Here is a 20,860-nt window from a genome sequence, read left to right on the forward strand (position 1 = left end):
TTTGCGCACATTTCTGGCAAAGATCACCTCAAGCTTGCTCAATTACCCTGCGTAAATTACCATTTTCGGCGGGGGACTGTGCCGTTGAATGGTTTAAAGCTGCTTTTTGTGCAGGCAGGGTTCGGTCCGGGTGGTGCGGAAAAAGTCATCACCATGTTGTCGAACCATTTTGTGGAACGCGGTTGCGAGGTTCACGCAACGGCGTTCAGCATGCCGGAAAACGGTCCCTATTTCTCGATGAACGAAAAAGTGCGGACCAGCGCGCTGTCCGGCAGGCGCGGGCAGTTCAATAGGATCACGCACGTCCGTTCTGTCATTCGCGAACTGCGACCCGATGTCGTGATTTCGTTTCTGACCAAAGTGAATGTAATTACACTGATCGCCACACTGGACTCCAAGCTGCCGGTCATCATTTCGGAACGGAACAACCCACGTCTGCAGGACGCACACCCCGGATGGGCGCGACTGCAATCCGTTCTGGGCCGAAGGTCGAAGGCTGTCGTTGCATTGACGCAAAAAGGTCTGGCGGATCTGCCCGGCCCGCTCCGCCGTCGCGGTCGGGTCATACCGAACCCGATCGAGCCTTTCACACGCGCGCAGGTGTCGAACTCCGAAAAAGCGCGTCACCTGGTCTCGGTCGGTCGCCTGGTGCCGCAGAAAGGTTTTCACCTTCTTCTGGAAACCATGGCCAGGATCCATGCCGCGTGCCCATGGACCACCCTGACGATCTACGGTGAAGGTCCCGAGCGTCCCGCACTCGAGCAATTGCGCAAGTCTCTGGGTCTTGAGGGCTGCGTTCATTTGCCAGGCAACACGGCCCGGGTCGGCGACTGGGCCAACGACGCCGATATCGTGGTTGGGTCTTCGCTGTATGAAGGGTTTCACAATGTTGTCGCCGAAGCCGTCGTCAGCGGGATCCCGGTCGTCTCATTCGATTGTGACTATGGTCCGTCCGAATTCATCCGCCACGGACGAAATGGCTATCTGGTACCGACCGGCGACGTAACCGGATTGGCAGAAGCCGCCATTCGTCTGATCAATGACCCGACGACCCGCGCGGGAATGGCAAACGAATCCGATGAGTTAAGGGCGCTTCTTTCTCCAGAGAAGGTCTACTCCGAGTGGGAGAACGTCGTCGCGGACGCAGTTGCGCGAAACGGTCGTATGACCTGACGAGACCCGACACGGTCGACCGTCCCATCATACCCAATCCTGTGCAGGGACAGGCTGATTTTGGCCTGTCCTCAACCCTGCTTTTGTTAATTTTCATTATTGACAACTTATCCGCTGTAGTTATTTGTCAAAACTGACAATAAAGGAGCCCCAATGCCCCGGCCTACGCTCAAAGACCAACGATCCGCTGAAATACTCGATGCCTACCTGACCTGTGTGGCCCGTTTCGGACTGGAAGGCGCAACACAAGAACGCATCGCGGCAGAGGCTGGTGTCAAACGGCCCTTGTTGCGCCACTACTTGGGAAACCGGGATGACATGACGGCGGCATTGGCAGACCACGTGATCAACGCGTTTGCCGAAGTGACAGAGGCAGTCTCGGTTCAATTCGGGTCGCAGGGTGAGCCATCTGAGTTGATTGATGCCCTGTTTGACGACGGGCACGGCCATGATCCCAGGCTGATGCTGGCTTGGCAGGCTTTGGCAACGGCCGTAGAACGCATTCCTGACCTGGGCCCCAAACTGACCCAAAGCTACGCCGACTTTCTGGCCGTCATCGAAGGCATTTTGGCCCGCGCGTATCCATCGGCACCTCCCGAACGCATTCGGGCAGTCGCCCATGGAGTTACTGCTTGCGCTCAAAACATCGACGCGCTTGTCCCGATTTCACCGCCAGTTCAGTGGCGCGACGATCTGAAAGCGGCAGCGCTGGCGTTGCTTACGAGCTTGGAGGGTGACGCATGATCAATCTCCCCAGACTGATCAACTACGTAGCCCTACCCGTTCTCTTGGTGGCCACATGGCTGGGGCTCCAGTGGCCCTGGGGGCTGGTATTCCTCTGGTGGGCCATACCGTCGATCCGTAGCGGCCAAGCTTTCCTGATCGATACCGTCAACCGCGAAACCGATCCACTCTTGTTCTGGACCGTTACTGTTCTTTGGATGGTCTTCGGCGGCCTGATGGTTACCGCCGACATCGCACCGGCCGTTTATCCGGCCTGGCTGGTCTGAGAGGTTTTCATGACACGAATGTATCACCGACTTCCCGCCTCTGCCTATACAGCGCAGGACTGGTACAACCGCGAGCAAGAACTGATCTTCTCTCGCACCTGGAGATATGCCGGGTTTGCCGAGGATGTACCCGAGCCCGGACATTACATCTCGGTACAGGCGGGTTTGAACAACATCTTCGTCGTAATGGGGCGCGACCGTCGGCTGCGGGCGTTCCACAACATCTGCCGTCACCGCGGAACCCAATTGATCCGTGCAGTGGGCAAAACACAGAAGGCACTGACCTGCCCCTATCACGATTGGACCTACGATCTGGAAGGCAACCTGATCTCGGTCCCGGATGAAAACCGCGAATATCCTGACGGCATCGACAAATCTTGCCTCGGGTTGAAACCCGCAAGCGTCGATCTCTGGCGCGGGATGATCTTCGTGCACCCTGACCCACAGGCGCCGAGCCTTGCGGAGTGGTTCGGGCCCGTGGATCCGCTGCTGGGCCCGCACAAGCCCGAAGAATTGGTCGAATACAGCGAAGCCCGCCAAAGCTATGAGATCCGCGCCAACTGGAAGATCGTGGTTGAGAACTACATCGACGTCTACCACCTGAGCCACCTGCATTCGAACACGCTTCACATGTATGACCACGGTCGCGCAGAACATGGCTGGAAAGGTCCACACTATCATTTTTGGGAGCCGCCCTCGTCAGACTATGCCCGCGCGCTCGAGAAAAACCTGCCCACTCCGCGGGTAATCCCGAAACCGCATGTTGGCGCCTGGGTGCCGATGCTGTTTCCGGGCATTGGCCTTGCAGGCAGTGAAGACAGCTGGAACATCTTCATCGTCACGCCGCTCGCGCCCGACCGAACATGCGTGGAAAACCGCACCCGATTGGCCAGCGCGTCGGCTTGGGAGTACTCGCGGCAGCAATGGTCATCTTATGCGTTCTGGCGTGACTTCGGTGGCCCGAAATACAAAGGCGACGATGCGTTGGCCAAAGATGACCCGATGACCTCGGGCGATTTCACGACCGAAGATGTCTATGCCTGCGAACAGCAACAGAAATCCTTGGCAAGCCCGTTGTTTGAAGTCGGCCCCGCCTCTGTCGGAGAAGGCCCGGTTTTGCAGCATCAGCAAGTTGTTCTGGACTTCATGGCGAAAGCTGATGCTGAGACATGACCAGGCCCAAAACACTCTCTCCAAACGCCATCCCTGGGCCGGCACCAATCATCCCGCGCCCAATTGCCCAGAACACAAAGGTCATCCCGTGATACTCCGCATTCTTGCCACCTTGGCTGGGATCGCCCTGGCAGGCGGACTGGCTCTCGCCGCGCCCGGCAGCGACCCGAAGGCGGTTGCCGAACGTCAGCTCTCCGCCCCCGACTCCCAGATCGCCTTGAGCGACTGGGATCCCGAAGCGATCCACACGATCACCGTAAAATATGGTCAGGGCCAGCCGGATGATCACTTTAGCTATTCGGTGGCCGATTGGGCCCAGCGAAAGGGCGACACCGGCTTTGAATCTTTCCCAGCGCTGCAGGGATATGTGGAAACAGACCGCTCACCCCCGCGGATCGTGATCACGGAAGAGCCGGGCAGCGCCGCGGCAACAGCGGTCACCACAGTCAAGTACGACTGGCAGGGTCACGCAGGTACGATGGCGCAAACCGACCGCTTTTCGCTGACGCGCAAAGGCCGAAAATGGGTGATCCGCTCACTGCACACCACCATGGATTATCGCTGACTGAAGATGGCCGTCTTTTGCTCAGGAAAGGACCACTCGTGACCCGAAAATTCTTCCCCTTGTCCGTGGCTGAAATCCGGCCTGAAATCGGTGGCGACGCAACCACCGTCGTGCTGGACGTACCACCAGCCCTGACCGAGCTGTTTCGCTGGTCTCCCGGCCAACATCTGACACTGCGCTTCGGCCTGAGCGGGAAAGAGCAGCGACGCTGCTACACCATCTCAAACCCGCCAAACGAAGCGCTGCGGATCACCGTGAAACGCGTTTCCAAAGGATTGGTGTCGAACCATATCGGCGACACCCTGCGCGCCGGAGATACGGTCGAGGCGATGCCACCCTTTGGCAGCTTCACGCTGGAACCCAACGCAAGTGCACGACGCACCCACTACTTTTTTGGCGCGGGCAGCGGGTTGACTCCGCTTTATGCGATGATCCGAGCCGTGCTTGACCACGAGCCACATTCCGTCGCCCATCTAATCTACGGCAACCGGTCCGAGAATGAGATTCTGTTTCGGGAAACGCTGGACGCCCTTGTCGAGGCCAACCCATACCGGTTCACCTTGCGCCATGTCTTGTCATCTCGATCGCTGTTGAGCTGGTTCAGCCCCTGGCGAACCGGCCGCGTTGACACGGATGCGATCAAGGCGGCAATCGACGAGACGCCCCCCATCGCGCAGGACGTCCAGTATTGGATCTGCGGCTCTGGCAGCATGAACTCAGACGTCCGGGCAGCGCTGAACGCGCTGGAAGTGCCCGATTCTCGCATCCACATGGAAAGCTTCGGCGCCGACCCAGTTCAGTACATGAACCAATCCGGCATGGCGGCCACAGCGAGGGTGACGCTGGATGGGGAAACCCGCGATGTGCCCATTGAGGCTGGGCAAACGATCCTGGAGGCCGCCATTGCAGCGGGACTGGCGCCGCCCTTCAGCTGCCAGTCAGGCGTCTGCGGTGCATGCCGCGCAATTCGGGCAGAGGGTCAGGTTCAAATGCGGGCGCACATGGCCCTCGATCAGAACGACATCGCACGCGGTGAAGTTCTGACCTGCCAAGCCGTTCCCAAAAGCAAAGAACTGGCCGTACAGTTCCCCGATACGTAACAGTCCCAGTACCACCCCTCGCCGCTCGGCGGTAGGGATCCAAGCACGCCGCACATGTTCGCCCAATGTGTCCGGGTCAAAGCACGACCGATCCCGCGCGGTGCGCAAAAACTGTGGGTATTCAAGGTGAATGGCGGAGAGACAGGGATTCGAACCCTGGAGACGGTTTCCCGCCTACACACTTTCCAGGCGTGCGCCTTCGACCACTCGGCCACCTCTCCGTGCCGGCGATATTTGGACCAACGAACAGGGATTTGCAAGGGCCGATTGCGCGGAAATCCAGGGGATCCGCAAGTTGCCTGAAGCTCCCCCACACCAAACGTTTGAGCGGGGTCGCTTCGGTCTCGTCCAGCCAGCGAGATGGTGCTGTAGTCCTCTGACTACAGCTCTTCGCCGTTGTCTCCGTCCATGTCCGCCTCGGTCAGGCCCATCGGCGCCGAGCTTGCGTCGTCGGTCTTCACAGATTCCTGTTGATCCGGCTGTTGGGGCTTCGCTGCCTTGTTGGCCGGTTGCACCAGAACCTCGGGGTTCCGCAACCAGAGATCGCGCTGTGCGAATGGAATCTCGATCCCTTCTTCGGTGAAGCGCCGGTTGATTTCGTGGTTCATGTCCGACTTTACGGACAAGACCCAGTTCACGTCGCGCAGGATCGCCCTGATTTCGAAATCCAGCGAGTCCGCGCCAAACCCCTGGAACACGACGTTGGGTGCCGGGTTGGCCAACACCATCGGATGCGCATTCGCGATTTCGCCCAGGATCTTCTCGACCTTTCGGGTGTCAGTCCCATAGGCGACGCCAACCGGAACGATGACCCGTCCGATGGTATTGCCGCGGGTATAGTTGGTCACCACGCCGCTGATCAGGTCCGAGTTCGGAACGATCACATCGGTCCGGTCAAAGGTTTCCACCCGTGTCGAGCGCACCGAGATGTCGCGCACATAGCCCATCATCCCGTTGACATCGATCCAGTCCCCTTTGGCAATCGGCCGTTCGACCAACAGGATGATGCCCGATACGAAATTCGACACGATTGTCTGCAATCCGAAACCGATGCCTACAGACAACGCACCCGCGACGATCGCCAGTGACGACAGATCAAAACCCGCGACAATGATCGCTGCCAGCGCCGCAAGGAAAATTCCCACATAGCCCGTTCCCGCGACGATCGCGTTCTGCCCCCCCGGATCGATGCTGGTTTTGGGAAGCAACGAGTTACGCAAACCGCTCTGCAGTAGTCTGGTCAGCATGTAACCGATCGCAAATACGGCCGCGAAAGTCAGGAAGTTGCTGGGCGAGATCGTCACGCCGCCGATGTCAAAACCCATCAGAAGCCGGGACCACGCCTCGCGCAGGTCCGAGTCGCGCGCGCCCCAATACAGCGCCAGAATGGGCAACGACAGAATGGCCAGAACGAACCCGACCAGCACCGAGAACAACGAGTCGCTGGCCGCGTCGCCCTGCCCCGTCAGCCAGCCATAGATCGAACTGATGAACCTCTGGAAGATGACGATGGCCGTTATCAGGACCAGCGTTTTGACCGATGGGAACACGATCGCTTCGGCGGCATTGGTATAGCCAATGGCAGCCAGGACAACGCTTGCGATGCCCAGGAAAAACAGCGCCCGACGGAGCAGCTCGACCAGCTGACTGAACCCGGCCGGCCGTGTCGACTGGCCCTGCTCAGACTCGTCCTCAGAACCTTCGGGGCGGCGGATTTGGCGGATCCGCAGCAGCAACAGGGCTGTCACGAGTATCACCGGGAAGCTGACGACGGCGCGAGTAGCCTCAGAGGTGTTTTCGATCCGTTCGAACAATTGGCCCAGTTCATGCAGGATCAGCATCAGCGCGAGCAGATCCAGATAAACCCGCAGTTCCTTGATCGTATTTGCCGACAGGACTTTGAAACCCCGTTCTTCGCCCATCAAATAGACCTGACGGCCAATCCAGTCGTAAAACAGGATGATCGCGGCCCAATACGGAATTTCCTGGATCAGCAATGTGCCGCGCAACCCCGGCACTCCGGTCATGACCACCGCCTGAACGATGAGGGCAACCCCGAACCACGGCAGGATGATCCGGAACAGCGACACGACGAAAGTCCAAACGCCACGCCCGGAGCCTCCGAACCGCCGCAGATAATCCCCAGCTTTCTCCGACCATGATCGCCCGAACAGCAGCAGGATCGCGGCCACCGCGAGCAGAATACCGATGGCAAGTCCGCTCTCTTTCAGCTTTTCGCGGACAAGGGCCGAACGCATGTTGGCCTTCGTCTCGTTCATCAATGCACGGCCAGCTTCGGTTACGTCCACCCAGGCAGGCGCCCAATGCGCCGGGTTGAGTGGCGATGGCCCGCGCTCAAGAAACTCTTTCCGCTGCCGTTCACGAATGATCTTGTCGATTTCGCTGATCAGGCCGTTGGCACGGCTATAGGCCTCTTCCGAGATGATCCGCGGCACCTTCAGGCTGTTGAGTTGCTGCTCGAGGTTCTCTCGCAAGCTGGCGATGTCTTCGGGTTCCGAAGATCCGTCATCGGGTTTGGGCCCCAATGCCTTGAGCTGGCTTTCCAGCGTTTGAATGCGATCCGTGTTCGCATTTCGGGCGCGATTGAAGTCGTCCCGATAACCACTTATTTCAGCGCGCAATTTCTCCATCGAAGCATTCGATGCCCGATTGGCTTCGATCACCTTCTCGGCACGCTCGGCGGTGCTGAGCCAACCCTGGTAGTACTCGCTCTGACGGTCGGTCAGCTGCGCCGAGGCTCCGCCTGCGACGCCAAATGCGACCACAAACGCAAATGCCAGTAAAACCAGAAACCGCCGCAGCATCATACGTCCTCAAAAACACCCGGAATGCTGCGCGGGGCCTCGGTCATCCACTCTGGAACCGGCAATTCTTTTTCACGCAGGAAGTCGGGGTTGAACAGTTTCGACTGGTAGCGCGTGCCATAGTCGCACAACACGGTGACGATGGTGTGACCCGGACCCATTTCCTTGGCCAGCCTCACGGCGCCGGCAATGTTGATTGCGGTGGATCCACCCATGACCAACCCCTCTTCGCGCAGAAGATCGAAGATATAGGGCAACGCTTCGTTGTCCGTAATCTGGTAGGCGTGGTCGGGCTTGAACCCTTCAAGGTTTTTGGTGATGCGGACCTGGCCGATCCCTTCGGCGATCGAGCCACCCTCCATCGCGATTTCACCCGTCGTGTAATAGGAATAGAGACCGGCACCCATCGGATCGGCGATACCGATCTTGACGCCCTTGGGCTGCAAAGCCTCGGCCACACCGGCCAGCGTTCCGCCGGATCCGACCGCGCAGATGAATCCATCGACCTTGCCGTCAGTCTGCTCCCAGATTTCCGGCCCAGTGGTCTCGACATGCGCCTGACGGTTCGCGACATTGTCGAACTGGTTTGCCCAAATCGCACCATTGGGTTCGGTCTTGGCCAACTGCTCGGCCAGCCGCCGCGAGTAATGCACAAAATTGTTGGGATTCCGGTAAGGTGCAGCGGGAACCTGAACCAGTTGAGCCCCGGCGAGGCGCAGCATGTCCTTCTTCTCTTCGGATTGGGTTTCCGGGATGACGATCACGGTTTTGAACCCCATCGACGCGCCGACCAGCGCCAGACCGATGCCCGTGTTGCCCGCTGTCCCCTCGACAATCGTCCCGCCGGGCTTGAGATCGCCGCGCGCAATGGCGTCGCGAATGATGAACAGCGCCGCGCGATCCTTGACCGACTGACCGGGGTTCATGAACTCGGCCTTCCCAAGGATTTCGCACCCGGTTTCTTCGCTGACACGGCGCAGCCGGATCAACGGAGTTTTTCCTACGGCGTCAGCAAGGTCTCGTGCAATGCGCATGGCACCCTCTTGTAAATTGGCGTTTTCGCAGATGTACAGGTGCCCTGCGCCGACCACAAGGCGGGATAGTCATCCCCGCAACCGATCGCGGTTGCGTGCCAACCAATGCGCCAGGGACAATAGAGGAAGGTCCTTGAAGACATGCCGGTCAACCATATCCATGAATTCGGCATATGGCAGAATCCTGCTGCGAATGTCCTCTCCCTCGGTCGCCAAGCCACCATTGTTGATCGAGGCGGTGAGGTCTCCAATCCCAACATAGAGGTGGATGAATTCGGTGGAAGATCCGCTCGAAGAATAGGCGCCACCTGCATATTCGAGCCGCGAGAACGACACCTGCGCCTCCTCCATGGCTTCCCGGTGGGCCGCCTGTTCAGGGGTTTCTCCGGGGTCGATCATGCCGGCGACCGGTTCCCACATCCAAGGCTCGGGGTCATCGATCAAGAATACCGGGGTTCGGAACTGCTCAACCAGAAGGACCGTATCGCGCAGGGGATCATACGGCAGCACCACGACCGCAGCACCCTGCATCAAGCCATTCCTATTGAGAACCGGCCCCATCGACCCATCGTATCGGCGGTGCTGCAGTTCGATTTCTTCCATCCCGAAATAGTCGATGTATGCGCGCGTGTGGCGGTGAACGATCACATCATCGCCGGCGCTGCGTCCATCCCCGGTTTTTCGTTGCTGCGCCGCAAGCTTGGCCCACGCGCGGGTACGAATGGCAGGAAAGCTGCGCGCGATCCGAGAGGCATCGACCTTGCCGAAATACCCCATGACCTCATCCGCAGCCAAAAGGGTCATCGCGCCCCACTCGGAAACCCACTTTTCCAATGACCAGGGATCGGCCGGCGTCCATAACCCGGGGGCGGGAAAGAAGACTTGGGCGGAAACGGTCGATCCGTCTTCAAGGACGACCTCCTTGACATGCAGGTCATAGTCGAACCCACCTTCGTAGAAGGCCAACCGTTTGATGTCTTGCGCAGTTAGGTTCTGCACCAAGATACCCCGTGCCGCTGCGCCGGGCGCCTCAAGGATCATCGGAAAGGCTTGGTCCTGCACCGCGTGAACCGCATGGTCCGGCAGCATCGCCGGCTCGGCCGCAAGATCCTGGCCCGAGCGACCCAAAACAAGTTCAAGCAGCGGCAAATACCGCAATGTGCCGTAGAAAAACAGATTGGTCATCGTAGGCTCGTGACTAGGGCGTCAGTTCCAGCGCCGCGAGGCGCCTTCGGTAAACAGGCCGGACAGCAGCGCACCAATCGCCAAGGTCGCGATGATCTCGGGCGAGATCAGTTGCTTGCCGAAATCCACACCGATCTGGAAGATGGCCAGCAATGCCTCGAATGGCCCGTCATAGCGGTGACGCATCGCAAGCCGGAACATCTCGTACGTGCCTTGGACGAACAGGCCCCAAAACACCAGAGAAACCACTCCGGTCAGGCCATTGTTCACGGCTGCAGTCCAGCCGCGGCCCGCCCGTTTGCCCATGATGACCCAACCACACAAAAAACCAAGGACCAGGTTCACATAGGTAAAGTAGCCGTAGTCCTTTCCCTCTTCGCCGTTGTCGATGATCATGCCGGACACAAGGAAAGCCACCACCATGAGACTGAGCGCGGCAACAAGACGTGAGGCTGTCGGCATTCCGATATTTCCGTGTGTTAGTTGGGTTTTGCTACGGTGATCTGTGTCACATCGCAATTGCCCGTGTCAAAGGCTGCGCCGCAGGCGGTCAAATAATAATTCCACATGCGGCGGAAACGCTCATCAAAGCCCATTGCAGCAACCTGGTCCCATTTGTCGTTGAACGTGTCGTACCAGCGCCGCAAGGTCAGGTCATAGCTTGGGCCGAACTCCTTCGACTTGACCACATCCAGACCGGCCTGCTGGATTTCCTGCCTCAGCACCGTCGGGGCTGGCAACATGCCGCCCGGAAAGATGTATTTCTGAATAAAATCAACGCCGTTCTTGTAGACGTCCCAGCGGCGGTCGGCCACAGTAATGATCTGAAGCGTGGCCCGTGCGCCGGGCTTCAGCCGGTCGCGGATTGTTTGAAAATAAACCGGCCAGTACTTTTGCCCAACGGCCTCGAACATCTCGATTGACGCAATGCCGTCATACTGCCCACGCTCGTCGCGATAGTCCTGCAGCTTGAAGGTTACCTTGTCGGAAAGCCCAGCTTTTTCTATACGTTGCGTCGCATACTTCAACTGTTCCTGACTGATGGTCAGGCCTGTGACCCTCAGGTCTCTTTCTTTAGCGGCGTATTCAGCAAAGCCACCCCAACCGCAGCCAATTTCAAGGATGTGGTCGCCCGGCTTTGCTCCCATCTCGTCCACCAGGCTGGCATATTTGGCCGTCTGAGCCTTTTCCAGACTTTCCTGACCGGTTTCGAACAGCGCGCTGGAGTAGGTCATCGTCTCGTCCAGCCAAAGGCTGTAGAAATCATTGCCCAGATCGTAGTGGTACGAAATGTTCTTTTTGGCCTGCTTTCGGTTGTTCCGGTGCAGCCAGAACCGCAGGCGCTCATAGGCCTGAACCAAAAACTTGCCAGTGAAATCATCATACACCGTCTCAGTGCCCAAATGGACAAGATCCATGAAGGCGCGCAGGTCAGGTGTGCTCCACCCACCTTCAAGGTAGGCGTCGGAAAAGCCGAGTTCGCCTTCACGGATCAGCCGGGCGAAGACATCCGGGTCGTGAATGTCGACGCGGGCGACAGGTCCGGGCTTGGCGCCTTCGTTGCGAAACACGCGACCATCCGGCAGCGCGATGTCCAGCCGTCCGGACTCCATTCGCTGCAGCATCTTGAAGACCTGCGAAAAATATCTGGGCAGGTTTTTTTGCCCCTCTGTCGTCGTCAGGATCATCCGCTCTCCCCTGTGCGGTGGTCGGAGCAGGCTAGGACGGGATTCCGTTTCTGGCAAGTTTTCAATTCCTTACTGGTGTTTTCGACCTTCGTAGGCGGCAAGCGCCCGCTGTCGCCCAACCTTCAGATCCACGACCGGATCAGGATAGGCATCCGTCGGAGACAGTCCCCATGACACCGGCACCGCATCGAAATAGGCGAGCGCCGTCTCGGGCGGGTTCTTTTGTCCTTCGGCCAGCCACCGGCGGACATAGGCGCCCGTGGGGTCAAACTTCTCGGCTTGGGTCTGCGGGTTGAAGATACGAAAGAACGGCGAGGCATCCGGCCCCGACCCGGCAACCCACTGCCACCCCATGGCGTTCGCTGCCGAATCCCAATCGACCAGACAGTCCGCAAACCAATCCATGCCGATCTTCCAGTGCGTCATCAGGTGCTTGGTCAGGTAGCTGGCGACGATCATGCGGACGCGGTTGTGCATCCGCCCGGTGACATACATCTGCCTTAGGCCCGCATCTATCACCGGTATCCCCGTTCGCGCCATTGTCCAGGCTCGAACCTCGGGGGTGTCGGCGTCGGTGTTCCACGGAAACGTATCCCATTCCGGCTTCCAGTTCGCGCTCAGTAGATGCGGTGTGTGGTACATCAGGTGATATGCGAACTCGCGCCACACGAGTTGGCGCAAGAACCCTTCGGCCCCGGATGATCCGGAAAACCCTGCGCTCTGGACCCGGTGCCAGATGGTTGCCGGGCTGATCTCGCCCAACGAAAGGTACTCGGATAGTCCGGACGTGCCGTCATCGCCCAGATCATCGCGTTTTGCGGGATACGCGTCGAGCCGTTCGGTGAATTCGTCCAGCTGCGCGAATGCGGCGGCCTCACCCGGTTCGACATGAGCCCGAACGACCACCGTGCCACGACGCATATCCGCGCCAAGGTTCCAGGCCTCAAGCACGTCCGACTGCGGCCATGATCGGGGTGCCGCGATCCGCGACGGTGCAGGCTTGGGAGCGTCGACCTCTCTCCCTCGCACAGCCCGCCACATGGGCGTAAAAACACGAAAGGGCTGACCCGCCTTTGTGGCGACCGTCCATGGCTCGAACAAAAGATGCCCGGCAAAAGACTTGGCGGATATGTCCTGCGCGGACAACGCAGCCTTTATCTGAGTGTCACGCCCGATGGATTCGGGATCATAGGCCCGCGACCAATAAACATCAGTTGCCCCCGTTTCCCGTATCAGGTCTTCAAGCGCGGCCGGCGACGGGCCGCTTCGCAGGATCAGCTTGCTGCCCTTGCGCTCGAGGCCGTCAGACAATGCGGCAAGGCCGAGGCCCAGCCGCCATTTCGGAGCCGCGCCCAAGTCATCGACCAGCTGATCGCGCAGGAAAACAGGAATCACAGGTCGCCCTGTCTGCGCGGCCGCAGCCAAAGCCGGATGGTCACTCAGGCGCAGATCACGCCGGAACCACAAAATGATTGGTGACTGCTCTTTGTCCATTTCCGCCCCGTTTTCATATGTCTACGGGGCGGAACTGTTACCGGATCACAAAACCCGGTCAAATGCTTCGAGCAATTGGTCGATCTCGTTTCGCGAGGTGTAGTGGGTGAAACTTACCCGTAGAACACCTTGCTCCAGGTCGACACCCATGGCGGTCAGCGGGCGAACCGCATAAAAATCACCACCGCCGGCCATGATGCCGTGTTTGGACAGATCGGCCGCCACGCTTTCCGCGTCGCGGTTGACGGCCAAGGCCACGGTCGGAGCCCGGCGTTCGGCATCGGACGGGCCGATCAGGCGCACCGCGTTGCGATCCTTGAGCGCGTCCAGAACCGGCTGCAGAAGCTCAACTTCGTGCGCACGCATCAGGTCGTGGACAAAAGCACCACGCGCAGAAGCCCCCGAAGATGGGCCGCCGTGATGGTCGCAGAGTTGTTCGACATAGTCGGCCATGCCGGCGCTGGCGGCAATCTGAGCATGGTCCGGTCCGGCCGGTGTGAACCGCTTGTACAGCACGTCTCCGTTGAAGAAATGCCCCTGATTAGGCAGCAACTCGCCCAGCGTGCGCCGGATCACCATGCAGCCCTGATGCGGTCCGTAGGTCTTGTAGGACGAGAACAGGTAGATATCCGGCCCAAGGTCCCCCACGTTCGGGAAGCCGTGCGGTGCGTAGGAAACACCATCCACGCAGACAAATGCCCCGGCCGCATGTGCGATCGCCGTGATTTCTGTGACCGGGTTGATCTCGGCGATCACGTTGGAACAGTGGGGAAAGCAGACCAGCCGCACCTTTTCGTCCAGCAGGTCTTCCAGATCGGACGGATTCAGCGAACCGGTTTCCGGGTCGATTTCCCATTCGCGAACCTCGATGCCGTCCTCGGCAAGGCGCCGCCAGGGCCCCGAGTTGGCTTCATGGTCCTGGTTGGTCACCACGATCGCTTCACCCGGTTTCATCCACTGCCGAAATGCCTGCGCCAGTACGTAGGTGTTCTGCGTGGTCGAAGGGCCAAAGCTCAGTTCGTCGGTATCCACGCCCAGCAGCGCCGCCATCCGGACACGTGCCTCATCCATCTCTTCGCCCGCCAGACGGCTGGCCTCGTAGGGCGCATATGGCTGAACCTTGCGCTGGGTATAGAAGCGGGTCAGCCGATCCAGAACGGGTTTGCAGGTATAGGAGCCGCCCGCGTTCTCAAAAAATGCCTGCCCTTTCAGGCTGGGTTCGGAAAAAGCCGGAAACTGCGCCCGAATGAAGTCAATATCCAGAGTGCCCATCGCACAATCCTTCTGTTGTCATGCCCAATGTTCCGAAGTTCCGCCCGCGCATGACACCGGACAACTCCGATACATGGCAGGTCTTCCAGCCAGCCACGGGTATCGCCGCGGCAGTTCGGCCGCCCGCACGAGGATGACGGGACCAAACGCCGTCAGTTAGCCCGGCCAACCCCGCGCGGTCAAGCCGGGCGTCTGATGCCAGCTTCTGTCATCAGCACATGCCAAACTCACGGCACTCAAGACAAGAGAGGTTTCAGATGAGTTATCTTCCAAAGGATTTTCTGGTGTGGGGCGAACTGCCTGTTTCCGACTTGGACAAGGCGGTAGAATTCTATGCCCACGCCACAGGGGCAGAACTTGCGGTCGACACATCCGGCCCGAACCCCATGGCCATGTTCCGCCCCGCTGACCCGGCAACGGGCGTTGCCTTGCATCTGTATCCGGGAAAGCCAGCAAAAGATGGTACCGGCCCGACCCTTCATCTGGCCGCAAAGGGCACGGCTGAAGAGATCATGGCCAGGGTCAAGGTTGCCGGAGGTCAGGTTGTCTCGGATCCGATCCAAATCCCGGCCGGTCGGTTCTTCTATGCGGTCGATCCCGATGGCAATTCGGTCGGCTTCTTCGAAGGCAGTCCGAAATAAATGAAAGGCCCCGGTGATGTAACCGGGGCCCACTGTCAGTGGCGGTACGCTCAGTTGCGTCGGCGTTCGTTCACCAGACCGATGAAGATGGACACGCACATCAAGACCAGCACGATCGCAAAGGGAAAGCCGGTGGCAATGGCCGCGGCCTGCAATGCGCCGAGCCCACCGCCCAGCAGCAGTACGACCGCGATGGCCCCTTCCAGCACGCACCAAAATACGCGCTGAGCCGTCGGAGCGTCGGTCTTGCCGCCCGCCGTGATGGTGTCGATCACCAGCGACCCCGAATCCGAGCTTGTGACGAAGAACACAACCACCAGAACGATACCGACGAACGACAGCAGTCCAGCCATCGGGAAAGCCTCGAACATCTTGAACATCTTCAGTTCCAGCACCGCATCGGACAGAGCCTGCCCATTGCCGGACATGACCTGATCCAGAGCAGCTCCGCCGAAAACGCTCATCCATAGGGCGCCGACAAGCGTCGGGATCAGGATGACACAGGTCACGAACTCGCGGATCGTTCGGCCGCGCGAGATACGTGCGATGAACATGCCGACGAACGGTGACCAGGAGATCCACCAAGCCCAGTAGAAGGTGGTCCAGCCCTGCATGAAGTTCGTGTCTTCGCGACCGATCCAATTGGACAGGCCCGGCAGCGCAACGACATATTCGATCATGCTGTCGAAGAACCCGGTCAGGATCACCATGGTCGGCCCCACGATCAGGACCAGCAACAAAAGCAGCGCCGCCAGCACCATGTTGGCCTCGGACAGGCGTTTGACCCCCTTGTCCAGTCCGGCGATCACCGAAATCAGGGCGAAGACCGTGATCAAGCCGATCAGCAGCACTTTCATCCCGTCCGTCACCGGAACATCAAACAGATAATTCAAACCCGCCAGCGCCTGTGTCGCCCCCAGGCCGAGCGAGGTCGCCAGACCGAAGATGGTCGCAAAGACCGCAAGCACATCGATGACATGCCCCAGCGGACCCCAAGTGGCCTCGCCGAACAGCGGGTAAAAGACCGAGCGCATCGTCAGGGGCAGCCCGCGATTGAAGCTGAAAAATGCCAAGGCCAGCGCAACGACCGCATAGATCGCCCAGGGGTGCATGCCCCAATGAAAGATCGTGGCTGCCATCGCCAGCTTCCGCGATGCGTCGGGATCCTCCAGCCCGGCGCCCAACGGAGCCCAGTCGGTGCGCAGGCCGTCCTCTCCCACGGCGACACCGCCAAGTGATGCGCCATAGTGCGAGATCGGCTCGGCCACGCCCCAGAAAACAAGCCCGATCCCCATACCAGCGGCGAACAGCATCGAGAACCAACCCGCATAGCTGTAGTCCGGTTTCGCATCGTCGCCGCCCAACCTGATCTTGCCCAGCGGCGTCACGATCAACAGCAACGAAAACACGACGAAGATATTGGCCGAAAGCATGAATACCCAGTCGAACTGGTTGGTCAGCGCGGGGCGCAACCAGCCGAAGAAGTCGGCAGCCTGCTCGCGGAAAACCAACGAAAAGAAGACGAAGGCGATGATGGTCAGGCCAGACACGGCAAATACCGGGTTATGAATATCCAGCCCCATGATCTGGATATTGTCCTGGCCGACCTCGTAGTCGGCATCTGAATTGTCGGACATTCTCTCTCCTCTCATTTTAATGCGCTTTTGATCGGGGAAAGATCGTTTTTTCGGTCAGCCGCCAGAGACTTTCCGGCGGGCAAAAGCGACACGCATACCGGTCACACCGAGCATTTTCAGCAGACCGGACGGAGCTGCGTTACCTAACGTCCGAACCGAGTCGGGCGCCAGGCAAACTAATGTGGGCTGTTGGGTCGGGCCTTTGGCTAGCCTTGAACCTTGGTATAGGTCCCCTCGCCTGCCAGAATTCCGCGGAACCCGCCGGGCTCGTCCAGTCCGAATACGATCAGCGGCAGATTGTTGTCGCGCGCCAGAGCGATAGCCGAAGCATCCATGACCTTCAAACGCTTGGCGAGAACGTCGTCATAGGTCACCGAGTCATAGCGGACAGCGTCCGAATGTGCCTTGGGGTCCTTGTCGTAGACGCCGTCGACCCCGTTCTTGCCCATGAAGATGGCCTCGCAGGTCATTTCGTTGGCACGCAACGTCGCTGCGGTATCTGTGGTGAAGTACGGGTTGCCGGTTCCAGCCGCAAAGATGCACACCCGTTTCTTTTCCAAGTGGCGCACGGCGCGGCGGCGAATATAGGGCTCGCACACCTCGTCCATGCGGATGGCCGAGATCACCCGGGTGAAGACGCCCAGGCCCTCAAGCGCGGATTGCATGGCCAGCGCGTTCATCACGGTCGCCAACATGCCCATGTAGTCGGCCGTGGTCCGTTCCATCCCTTGGGCCGAACCGGACAGGCCGCGAAAGATATTCCCTCCGCCGATGACCATGCAGATCTCGACCCCAAGATCATGCACCGACTTCACTTCCTGCGCGATGCGCTGGACGGTCGGCGGATGCAGCCCGAATCCCTGATCCCCCATCAGCGCCTCGCCCGAGATTTTCAACATGACGCGTTTGTATGTCGTTTTTGGGGTTTCGGCGGTTGTGTTGGTGGAAGAAAGGCTCATGTTGCGCTCCGGGCTGGCACGGGTTTGTTTTCCGGCGCAAAATGAAGCAAAACCACCGCGGGTTCAATGCGGATGGTCAAGGAACAGGGCAAACACTCATGGCTGAAAACACAGCGCGCAATTTGCTGAACAGTCTGCCGCCCATTCCCGACGATCTGCCGGTCCTTATCATGGGGCCGACCGCATCGGGCAAATCAGCCCTTGCGCTGGAGATTGCCGAACACGCGGGCGGGATCATCGTCAATGCCGATGCCAGCCAGGTTTATGACTGCTGGCGCATCATTTCTGCCCGACCCTCGATCGACGAAGAAGCTCGGGCTCCACACGCTCTCTATGGCCATGTCGCTTTTGATCAAGACTATTCGGCCGGCCACTGGCTGCGCGAGGTGCGGGCTATTTTGTCAGGGCCGCCGCGTCCGATCATCGTGGGCGGAACAGGTCTCTACTTTTCGACGCTGACGGAAGGTATGGCAGACATCCCGGCAACGCCGCCCGAGTTGCGCAAGACTGCGGACGCGATCCCCCTGCCCGAGCTTCTGGCCGGGATTGATACAAGGACACGGGACCGGATCGACACGCGCAACCGCGCCCGTGTGCAACGGGCCTGGGAGGTCGAGCAAGCCACGGGCCGGACCCTGGCGGATTGGCAGGACGACACGCCGCCACCGCTGCTGCCCCTGGATCAAGCGTTTCCGATCGTCGTGACGCCCGAGCGAGACTGGCTGATCACGCGCATCAATTCGCGCTTTGACCAGATGTTGCAGGCGGGTGCCCTGGACGAAGTTGCGGCGATGCACGACAGATACGACCCGAACCTGCCCTCGTGCAAGGCCATCGGAGTACCTGAATTGATGGCCCATATCGAGGGGCGAATGACCTTGGCGGACGCCCGCGAAAGAGCAACGATTGCGACACGCCAGTACGCCAAACGCCAGCGCACGTGGTGCCGTGCCCGGATGAAGCAATGGCACAACGTCGATCCGAGCCAAGGCTGAGTGAATCACTGACATCGCACCAAAACTTCGTCCGAAGTCATTTATTTTCAGTCACATAAGGGGTTATAAGCCAAAACCCGTCGGAAAAGGGAATCACAAGTTCCAGAATCAGACTTGCCGATAGCAGCCCCGGCGACCGCGGGTCAGGTTTCTCTGCAAATGTCGTTTTTGTGCACTTGATGACGATTTCGAACATTGACCTAAATTGGAATCTGGTGCCGAATGAACCCATGGGGATGCACAGAATTCAAAAAACTACATCCAAAATGACCTTGCTCGGCGCTGTCTGGCTTCGACGGGGACCAACAAATACCCATAATAATCTCACAGGGAGACATCCATGAAAACCAAGACATTGACCGGAGCCCCGATGCACTGGGCCGCCGAAATGCACGCCCAGGAATATCGGGACGGCAAGCTGAGCCGCCGCGAGTTTCTGACGCGCACGACCAGCCTTGGTGTCACTGCCGCGGCCGCATACGGCATGGTCGGCCTGACCGCACCCGCCAAGGCCGCGGGCGAAGACGCCAAGAAAGAAGGTGGCACCCTGCGCGTTCAGCAGGAAGTTCGCGCGCTGAAGGATCCGCGCACCTATGACTGGTCGCAGATCGCCAACGTCACCCGTGGCACGCTGGAATACTTGGTCGAGTACAACTCGGACGGCACATTCCGCGGCATGCTGCTGGAGGGCTGGGAAGTCAACGACGATGCGACCGTCTACACGCTGAAGGTCCGTCAGGGCGTCAAGTGGAACAACGGTGACGACTTCACCGCCGAAGACGTGGCACGCAACATCGCGCGCTGGTGCGACAAGAGCTCGGAAACGAACTCGATGGCAGGCCGTTTTGCCACGCTGGTCGACGCAGATACCGGCCAGGCAATCGAAGGCGCGATCGAGGTTGTGGACTCGCACACCGTCAAGCTGAACCTGCCGAACTCGGACATCTCGTTGATCCCGGGCATGGCAGACTATCCGGCCGCGATCATCCACAGCTCGTTCAGCGAAACGGACCTGACAAACAATGTCGGCACGGGCCCCTACCTGATCGAAGAGCTGGAAGTGGGTGTGAAAGCCGCGCTTGTGCGCAACGAAAACCACACCTGGTGGGGCGAAGCCGTATTCGGTCGTCCGGCCCTGGACCGCATTGAGTACATCGACTACGGCACCGATCCGTCGGCATGGCTGGCAGCTCTGGAATCGGACGAAGTCGACATGCTGTATGAATCGGTTGGTGAATTCATCGACGTGATGGATAGCCTGGGCTACGTGAAGTCCGAGGTTGTCACGATGAACACCATCGTGATCCGCCCGAACCAGCTTGCGGAAGTGGACGGCAAGAAGGTCTATGCCGACAAACGTGTGCGTCAGGCGCTGCAGATGGCCGTGGACAACTCGGTCTGCCTCGAGCTTGGCTACGGTGGTCGCGGCTCGCCTGCGGAAAACCACCACGTCGGTCCGATCCACCCGGATTACTACGAACTGCCGCCGCAGAAAGTTGACCCGGAAGGCGCGCGCAAGCTGATGGAAGAGGCCGGTATGGCCGATTTCGAGCACGAGCTGATCTCGATCGACGATGACTGGCGCCGCAACACCACCGATGCCGTGGCAGCCCAGCTGCGCGACGCGGGCATCAAGGTCAAGCGGACGGTTCTGCCGGGCAACACGTTCTGGAACGACTGGGCGAAATACCCCTACAGCTCGACCAACTGGAACCACCGTCCGCTGGGCGTTCAGATCTGGGCACTGGCCTACCGCACCGGCGAGGCTTGGAACGAGTTCGGCTGGTCCAATGCCGAGTTTGATGCCCTGCTGACCGAAGCTCTGGCCATTGCCGATGCCGACAAGCGCCGCGAAATCGTGGCCAAGGGCGAAGCAATGATCCAGGAAGAAGGTGTCACCATCCAGCCCTATTGGCGGTCGCTGTACCGTCACATGAAGGACGGTCTGGTCGGAACCGACATGCATGTGTCGTTCGAACACCATCACTACAAATGGGGTTGGGCGGCCTGATCCCGACCTGAACCTTTCAAGGGGCGCCCGAATGCGGGCGCCCCTTTCCAGCCGCAGACACACCGACGCGGGGTCGGACGTCCGAGGCCAGAAAATGG

Annotated in this window: 18 protein-coding genes and 1 tRNA gene; 9 read left to right on the forward strand and 10 right to left on the reverse strand. The window is 59.5% G+C overall.

Annotated elements, in window-relative coordinates; all coding sequences use genetic code 11:
* Positions 1-108 precede the first annotated feature (108 nt).
* From ACR0LD_RS05945 to ACR0LD_RS05970, 6 genes are all read left to right on the forward strand, one after another.
* Complete coding sequence (locus ACR0LD_RS05945) at positions 109-1,173, forward strand: glycosyltransferase family 4 protein (protein WP_480636283.1); 1,065 nt, start codon at positions 109-111, stop codon at positions 1,171-1,173.
* A gap of 153 nt (positions 1,174-1,326) precedes the next feature.
* Positions 1,327-1,917, forward strand: coding sequence for a TetR/AcrR family transcriptional regulator (locus ACR0LD_RS05950; protein WP_480635956.1), 591 nt, complete (start codon positions 1,327-1,329; stop codon positions 1,915-1,917).
* The gene (locus tag ACR0LD_RS05955) at positions 1,914-2,183 is read left to right on the forward strand and encodes a hypothetical protein (RefSeq protein ID WP_170508602.1); all 270 of its coding nucleotides are present in this window, start codon (positions 1,914-1,916) and stop codon (positions 2,181-2,183) included. Before ACR0LD_RS05950 ends, ACR0LD_RS05955 begins: the two co-directional genes overlap by 4 nt.
* A gap of 9 nt (positions 2,184-2,192) precedes the next feature.
* The gene (locus ACR0LD_RS05960) at positions 2,193-3,356 is read left to right on the forward strand and encodes an aromatic ring-hydroxylating oxygenase subunit alpha (protein ID WP_480635958.1); all 1,164 of its coding nucleotides are present in this window, start codon (positions 2,193-2,195) and stop codon (positions 3,354-3,356) included.
* Complete coding sequence (locus tag ACR0LD_RS05965) at positions 3,343-3,921, forward strand: hypothetical protein (RefSeq protein ID WP_480635960.1); 579 nt, start codon at positions 3,343-3,345, stop codon at positions 3,919-3,921. The genes ACR0LD_RS05960 and ACR0LD_RS05965 overlap by 14 nt, the downstream gene beginning before the upstream one ends.
* A 38-nt stretch (positions 3,922-3,959) precedes the next feature.
* Positions 3,960-5,021, forward strand: coding sequence for a 2Fe-2S iron-sulfur cluster-binding protein (locus ACR0LD_RS05970; RefSeq protein ID WP_480635962.1), 1,062 nt, complete (start codon positions 3,960-3,962; stop codon positions 5,019-5,021).
* A 131-nt stretch (positions 5,022-5,152) separates the two neighbouring features.
* Here ACR0LD_RS05970 and ACR0LD_RS05975 read toward each other — a convergent pair.
* From ACR0LD_RS05975 to ACR0LD_RS06010, 8 genes are all read right to left on the reverse strand, one after another.
* A tRNA-Ser gene (locus ACR0LD_RS05975) sits at positions 5,153-5,242 on the reverse strand.
* A 159-nt stretch (positions 5,243-5,401) separates the two neighbouring features.
* Positions 5,402-7,846 (reverse strand): DUF3772 domain-containing protein, encoded by a 2,445-nt coding sequence (locus tag ACR0LD_RS05980; RefSeq protein ID WP_480635964.1) that lies wholly within the window; start codon positions 7,844-7,846, stop codon positions 5,402-5,404.
* Positions 7,846-8,880: a cysteine synthase A gene (locus tag ACR0LD_RS05985; RefSeq protein ID WP_170338935.1), complete on the reverse strand. Its 1,035-nt coding sequence runs from the start codon at positions 8,878-8,880 to the stop codon at positions 7,846-7,848. The genes ACR0LD_RS05980 and ACR0LD_RS05985 overlap by 1 nt, the downstream gene beginning before the upstream one ends.
* A 69-nt stretch (positions 8,881-8,949) precedes the next feature.
* The gene (locus ACR0LD_RS05990; protein WP_480635966.1) at positions 8,950-10,065 is read right to left on the reverse strand and encodes an NUDIX domain-containing protein; all 1,116 of its coding nucleotides are present in this window, start codon (positions 10,063-10,065) and stop codon (positions 8,950-8,952) included.
* Between the two features lie 21 nt (positions 10,066-10,086).
* Positions 10,087-10,527, reverse strand: coding sequence for a TrgA family protein (locus tag ACR0LD_RS05995; RefSeq protein WP_093961876.1), 441 nt, complete (start codon positions 10,525-10,527; stop codon positions 10,087-10,089).
* Between the two features lie 17 nt (positions 10,528-10,544).
* The gene (locus ACR0LD_RS06000) at positions 10,545-11,753 is read right to left on the reverse strand and encodes a class I SAM-dependent methyltransferase (RefSeq protein ID WP_480635968.1); all 1,209 of its coding nucleotides are present in this window, start codon (positions 11,751-11,753) and stop codon (positions 10,545-10,547) included.
* Between the two features lie 69 nt (positions 11,754-11,822).
* Positions 11,823-13,247 (reverse strand): cryptochrome/photolyase family protein, encoded by a 1,425-nt coding sequence (locus tag ACR0LD_RS06005; RefSeq protein ID WP_480635970.1) that lies wholly within the window; start codon positions 13,245-13,247, stop codon positions 11,823-11,825.
* Positions 13,248-13,292: 45 nt separating this feature from the next.
* A complete protein-coding gene (locus ACR0LD_RS06010) occupies positions 13,293-14,519 on the reverse strand; it encodes an aminotransferase class V-fold PLP-dependent enzyme (protein ID WP_480635971.1) in 1,227 nt (408 codons plus the stop codon).
* A 257-nt stretch (positions 14,520-14,776) separates the two neighbouring features.
* Between ACR0LD_RS06010 and ACR0LD_RS06015 the strand changes: the two genes are divergently transcribed.
* The gene (locus ACR0LD_RS06015) at positions 14,777-15,160 is read left to right on the forward strand and encodes a VOC family protein (protein WP_170363618.1); all 384 of its coding nucleotides are present in this window, start codon (positions 14,777-14,779) and stop codon (positions 15,158-15,160) included.
* 50 nt (positions 15,161-15,210) lie between these two features.
* Here ACR0LD_RS06015 and ACR0LD_RS06020 read toward each other — a convergent pair whose 3' ends face one another.
* Positions 15,211-16,797, reverse strand: a complete 1,587-nt coding sequence (locus ACR0LD_RS06020; protein ID WP_480635973.1) for a BCCT family transporter — start codon at positions 16,795-16,797, stop codon at positions 15,211-15,213.
* A gap of 206 nt (positions 16,798-17,003) precedes the next feature.
* Positions 17,004-17,756, reverse strand: a complete 753-nt coding sequence (pyrH, locus tag ACR0LD_RS06025) for a UMP kinase (protein ID WP_170338945.1) — start codon at positions 17,754-17,756, stop codon at positions 17,004-17,006.
* A gap of 98 nt (positions 17,757-17,854) precedes the next feature.
* Between pyrH and miaA the strand changes: the two genes are divergently transcribed.
* Together miaA and ACR0LD_RS06035 are read left to right on the forward strand one after the other, a co-directional pair.
* On the forward strand, positions 17,855-18,751 hold the full coding sequence (gene miaA, locus ACR0LD_RS06030; RefSeq protein ID WP_480635975.1) for a tRNA (adenosine(37)-N6)-dimethylallyltransferase MiaA: 897 nt from the start codon (positions 17,855-17,857) through the stop codon (positions 18,749-18,751).
* A 340-nt stretch (positions 18,752-19,091) separates the two neighbouring features.
* Entirely contained in the window at positions 19,092-20,762 is a 1,671-nt protein-coding gene (locus ACR0LD_RS06035; protein WP_170339516.1) for an ABC transporter substrate-binding protein, read from the forward strand.
* Positions 20,763-20,860 lie beyond the last annotated feature (98 nt).

The sequence above is a fragment of the Ruegeria sp. BF8 genome, assembly GCF_056538625.1.

Excerpts from the sequence above, each read along its gene's own strand:
- ACR0LD_RS05950 (WP_480635956.1), top strand. The coding sequence starts at position 1,327 with ATGCCCCGGCCTACGCTCAAAGACCAACGATCCGCTGAAATACTCGAT.
- ACR0LD_RS05955 (WP_170508602.1), top strand. The coding sequence starts at position 1,914 with ATGATCAATCTCCCCAGACTGATCAACTACGTAGCCCTACCCGTTCTC.
- ACR0LD_RS05960 (WP_480635958.1), top strand. The coding sequence starts at position 2,193 with ATGACACGAATGTATCACCGACTTCCCGCCTCTGCCTATACAGCGCAG.
- ACR0LD_RS05965 (WP_480635960.1), top strand. The coding sequence starts at position 3,343 with ATGCTGAGACATGACCAGGCCCAAAACACTCTCTCCAAACGCCATCCC.
- ACR0LD_RS05980 (WP_480635964.1), bottom strand. The coding sequence starts at position 7,846 with ATGCTGCGGCGGTTTCTGGTTTTACTGGCATTTGCGTTTGTGGTCGCA.
- ACR0LD_RS05985 (WP_170338935.1), bottom strand. The coding sequence starts at position 8,880 with ATGCGCATTGCACGAGACCTTGCTGACGCCGTAGGAAAAACTCCGTTG.
- ACR0LD_RS05990 (WP_480635966.1), bottom strand. The coding sequence starts at position 10,065 with ATGACCAATCTGTTTTTCTACGGCACATTGCGGTATTTGCCGCTGCTT.
- ACR0LD_RS05995 (WP_093961876.1), bottom strand. The coding sequence starts at position 10,527 with ATGCCGACAGCCTCACGTCTTGTTGCCGCGCTCAGTCTCATGGTGGTG.
- ACR0LD_RS06000 (WP_480635968.1), bottom strand. The coding sequence starts at position 11,753 with ATGATCCTGACGACGACAGAGGGGCAAAAAAACCTGCCCAGATATTTT.
- ACR0LD_RS06005 (WP_480635970.1), bottom strand. The coding sequence starts at position 13,247 with ATGGACAAAGAGCAGTCACCAATCATTTTGTGGTTCCGGCGTGATCTG.
- ACR0LD_RS06010 (WP_480635971.1), bottom strand. The coding sequence starts at position 14,519 with ATGGGCACTCTGGATATTGACTTCATTCGGGCGCAGTTTCCGGCTTTT.
- ACR0LD_RS06015 (WP_170363618.1), top strand. The coding sequence starts at position 14,777 with ATGAGTTATCTTCCAAAGGATTTTCTGGTGTGGGGCGAACTGCCTGTT.
- ACR0LD_RS06020 (WP_480635973.1), bottom strand. The coding sequence starts at position 16,797 with ATGTCCGACAATTCAGATGCCGACTACGAGGTCGGCCAGGACAATATC.
- pyrH (WP_170338945.1), bottom strand. The coding sequence starts at position 17,756 with ATGAGCCTTTCTTCCACCAACACAACCGCCGAAACCCCAAAAACGACA.
- miaA (WP_480635975.1), top strand. The coding sequence starts at position 17,855 with ATGGCTGAAAACACAGCGCGCAATTTGCTGAACAGTCTGCCGCCCATT.
- ACR0LD_RS06035 (WP_170339516.1), top strand. The coding sequence starts at position 19,092 with ATGAAAACCAAGACATTGACCGGAGCCCCGATGCACTGGGCCGCCGAA.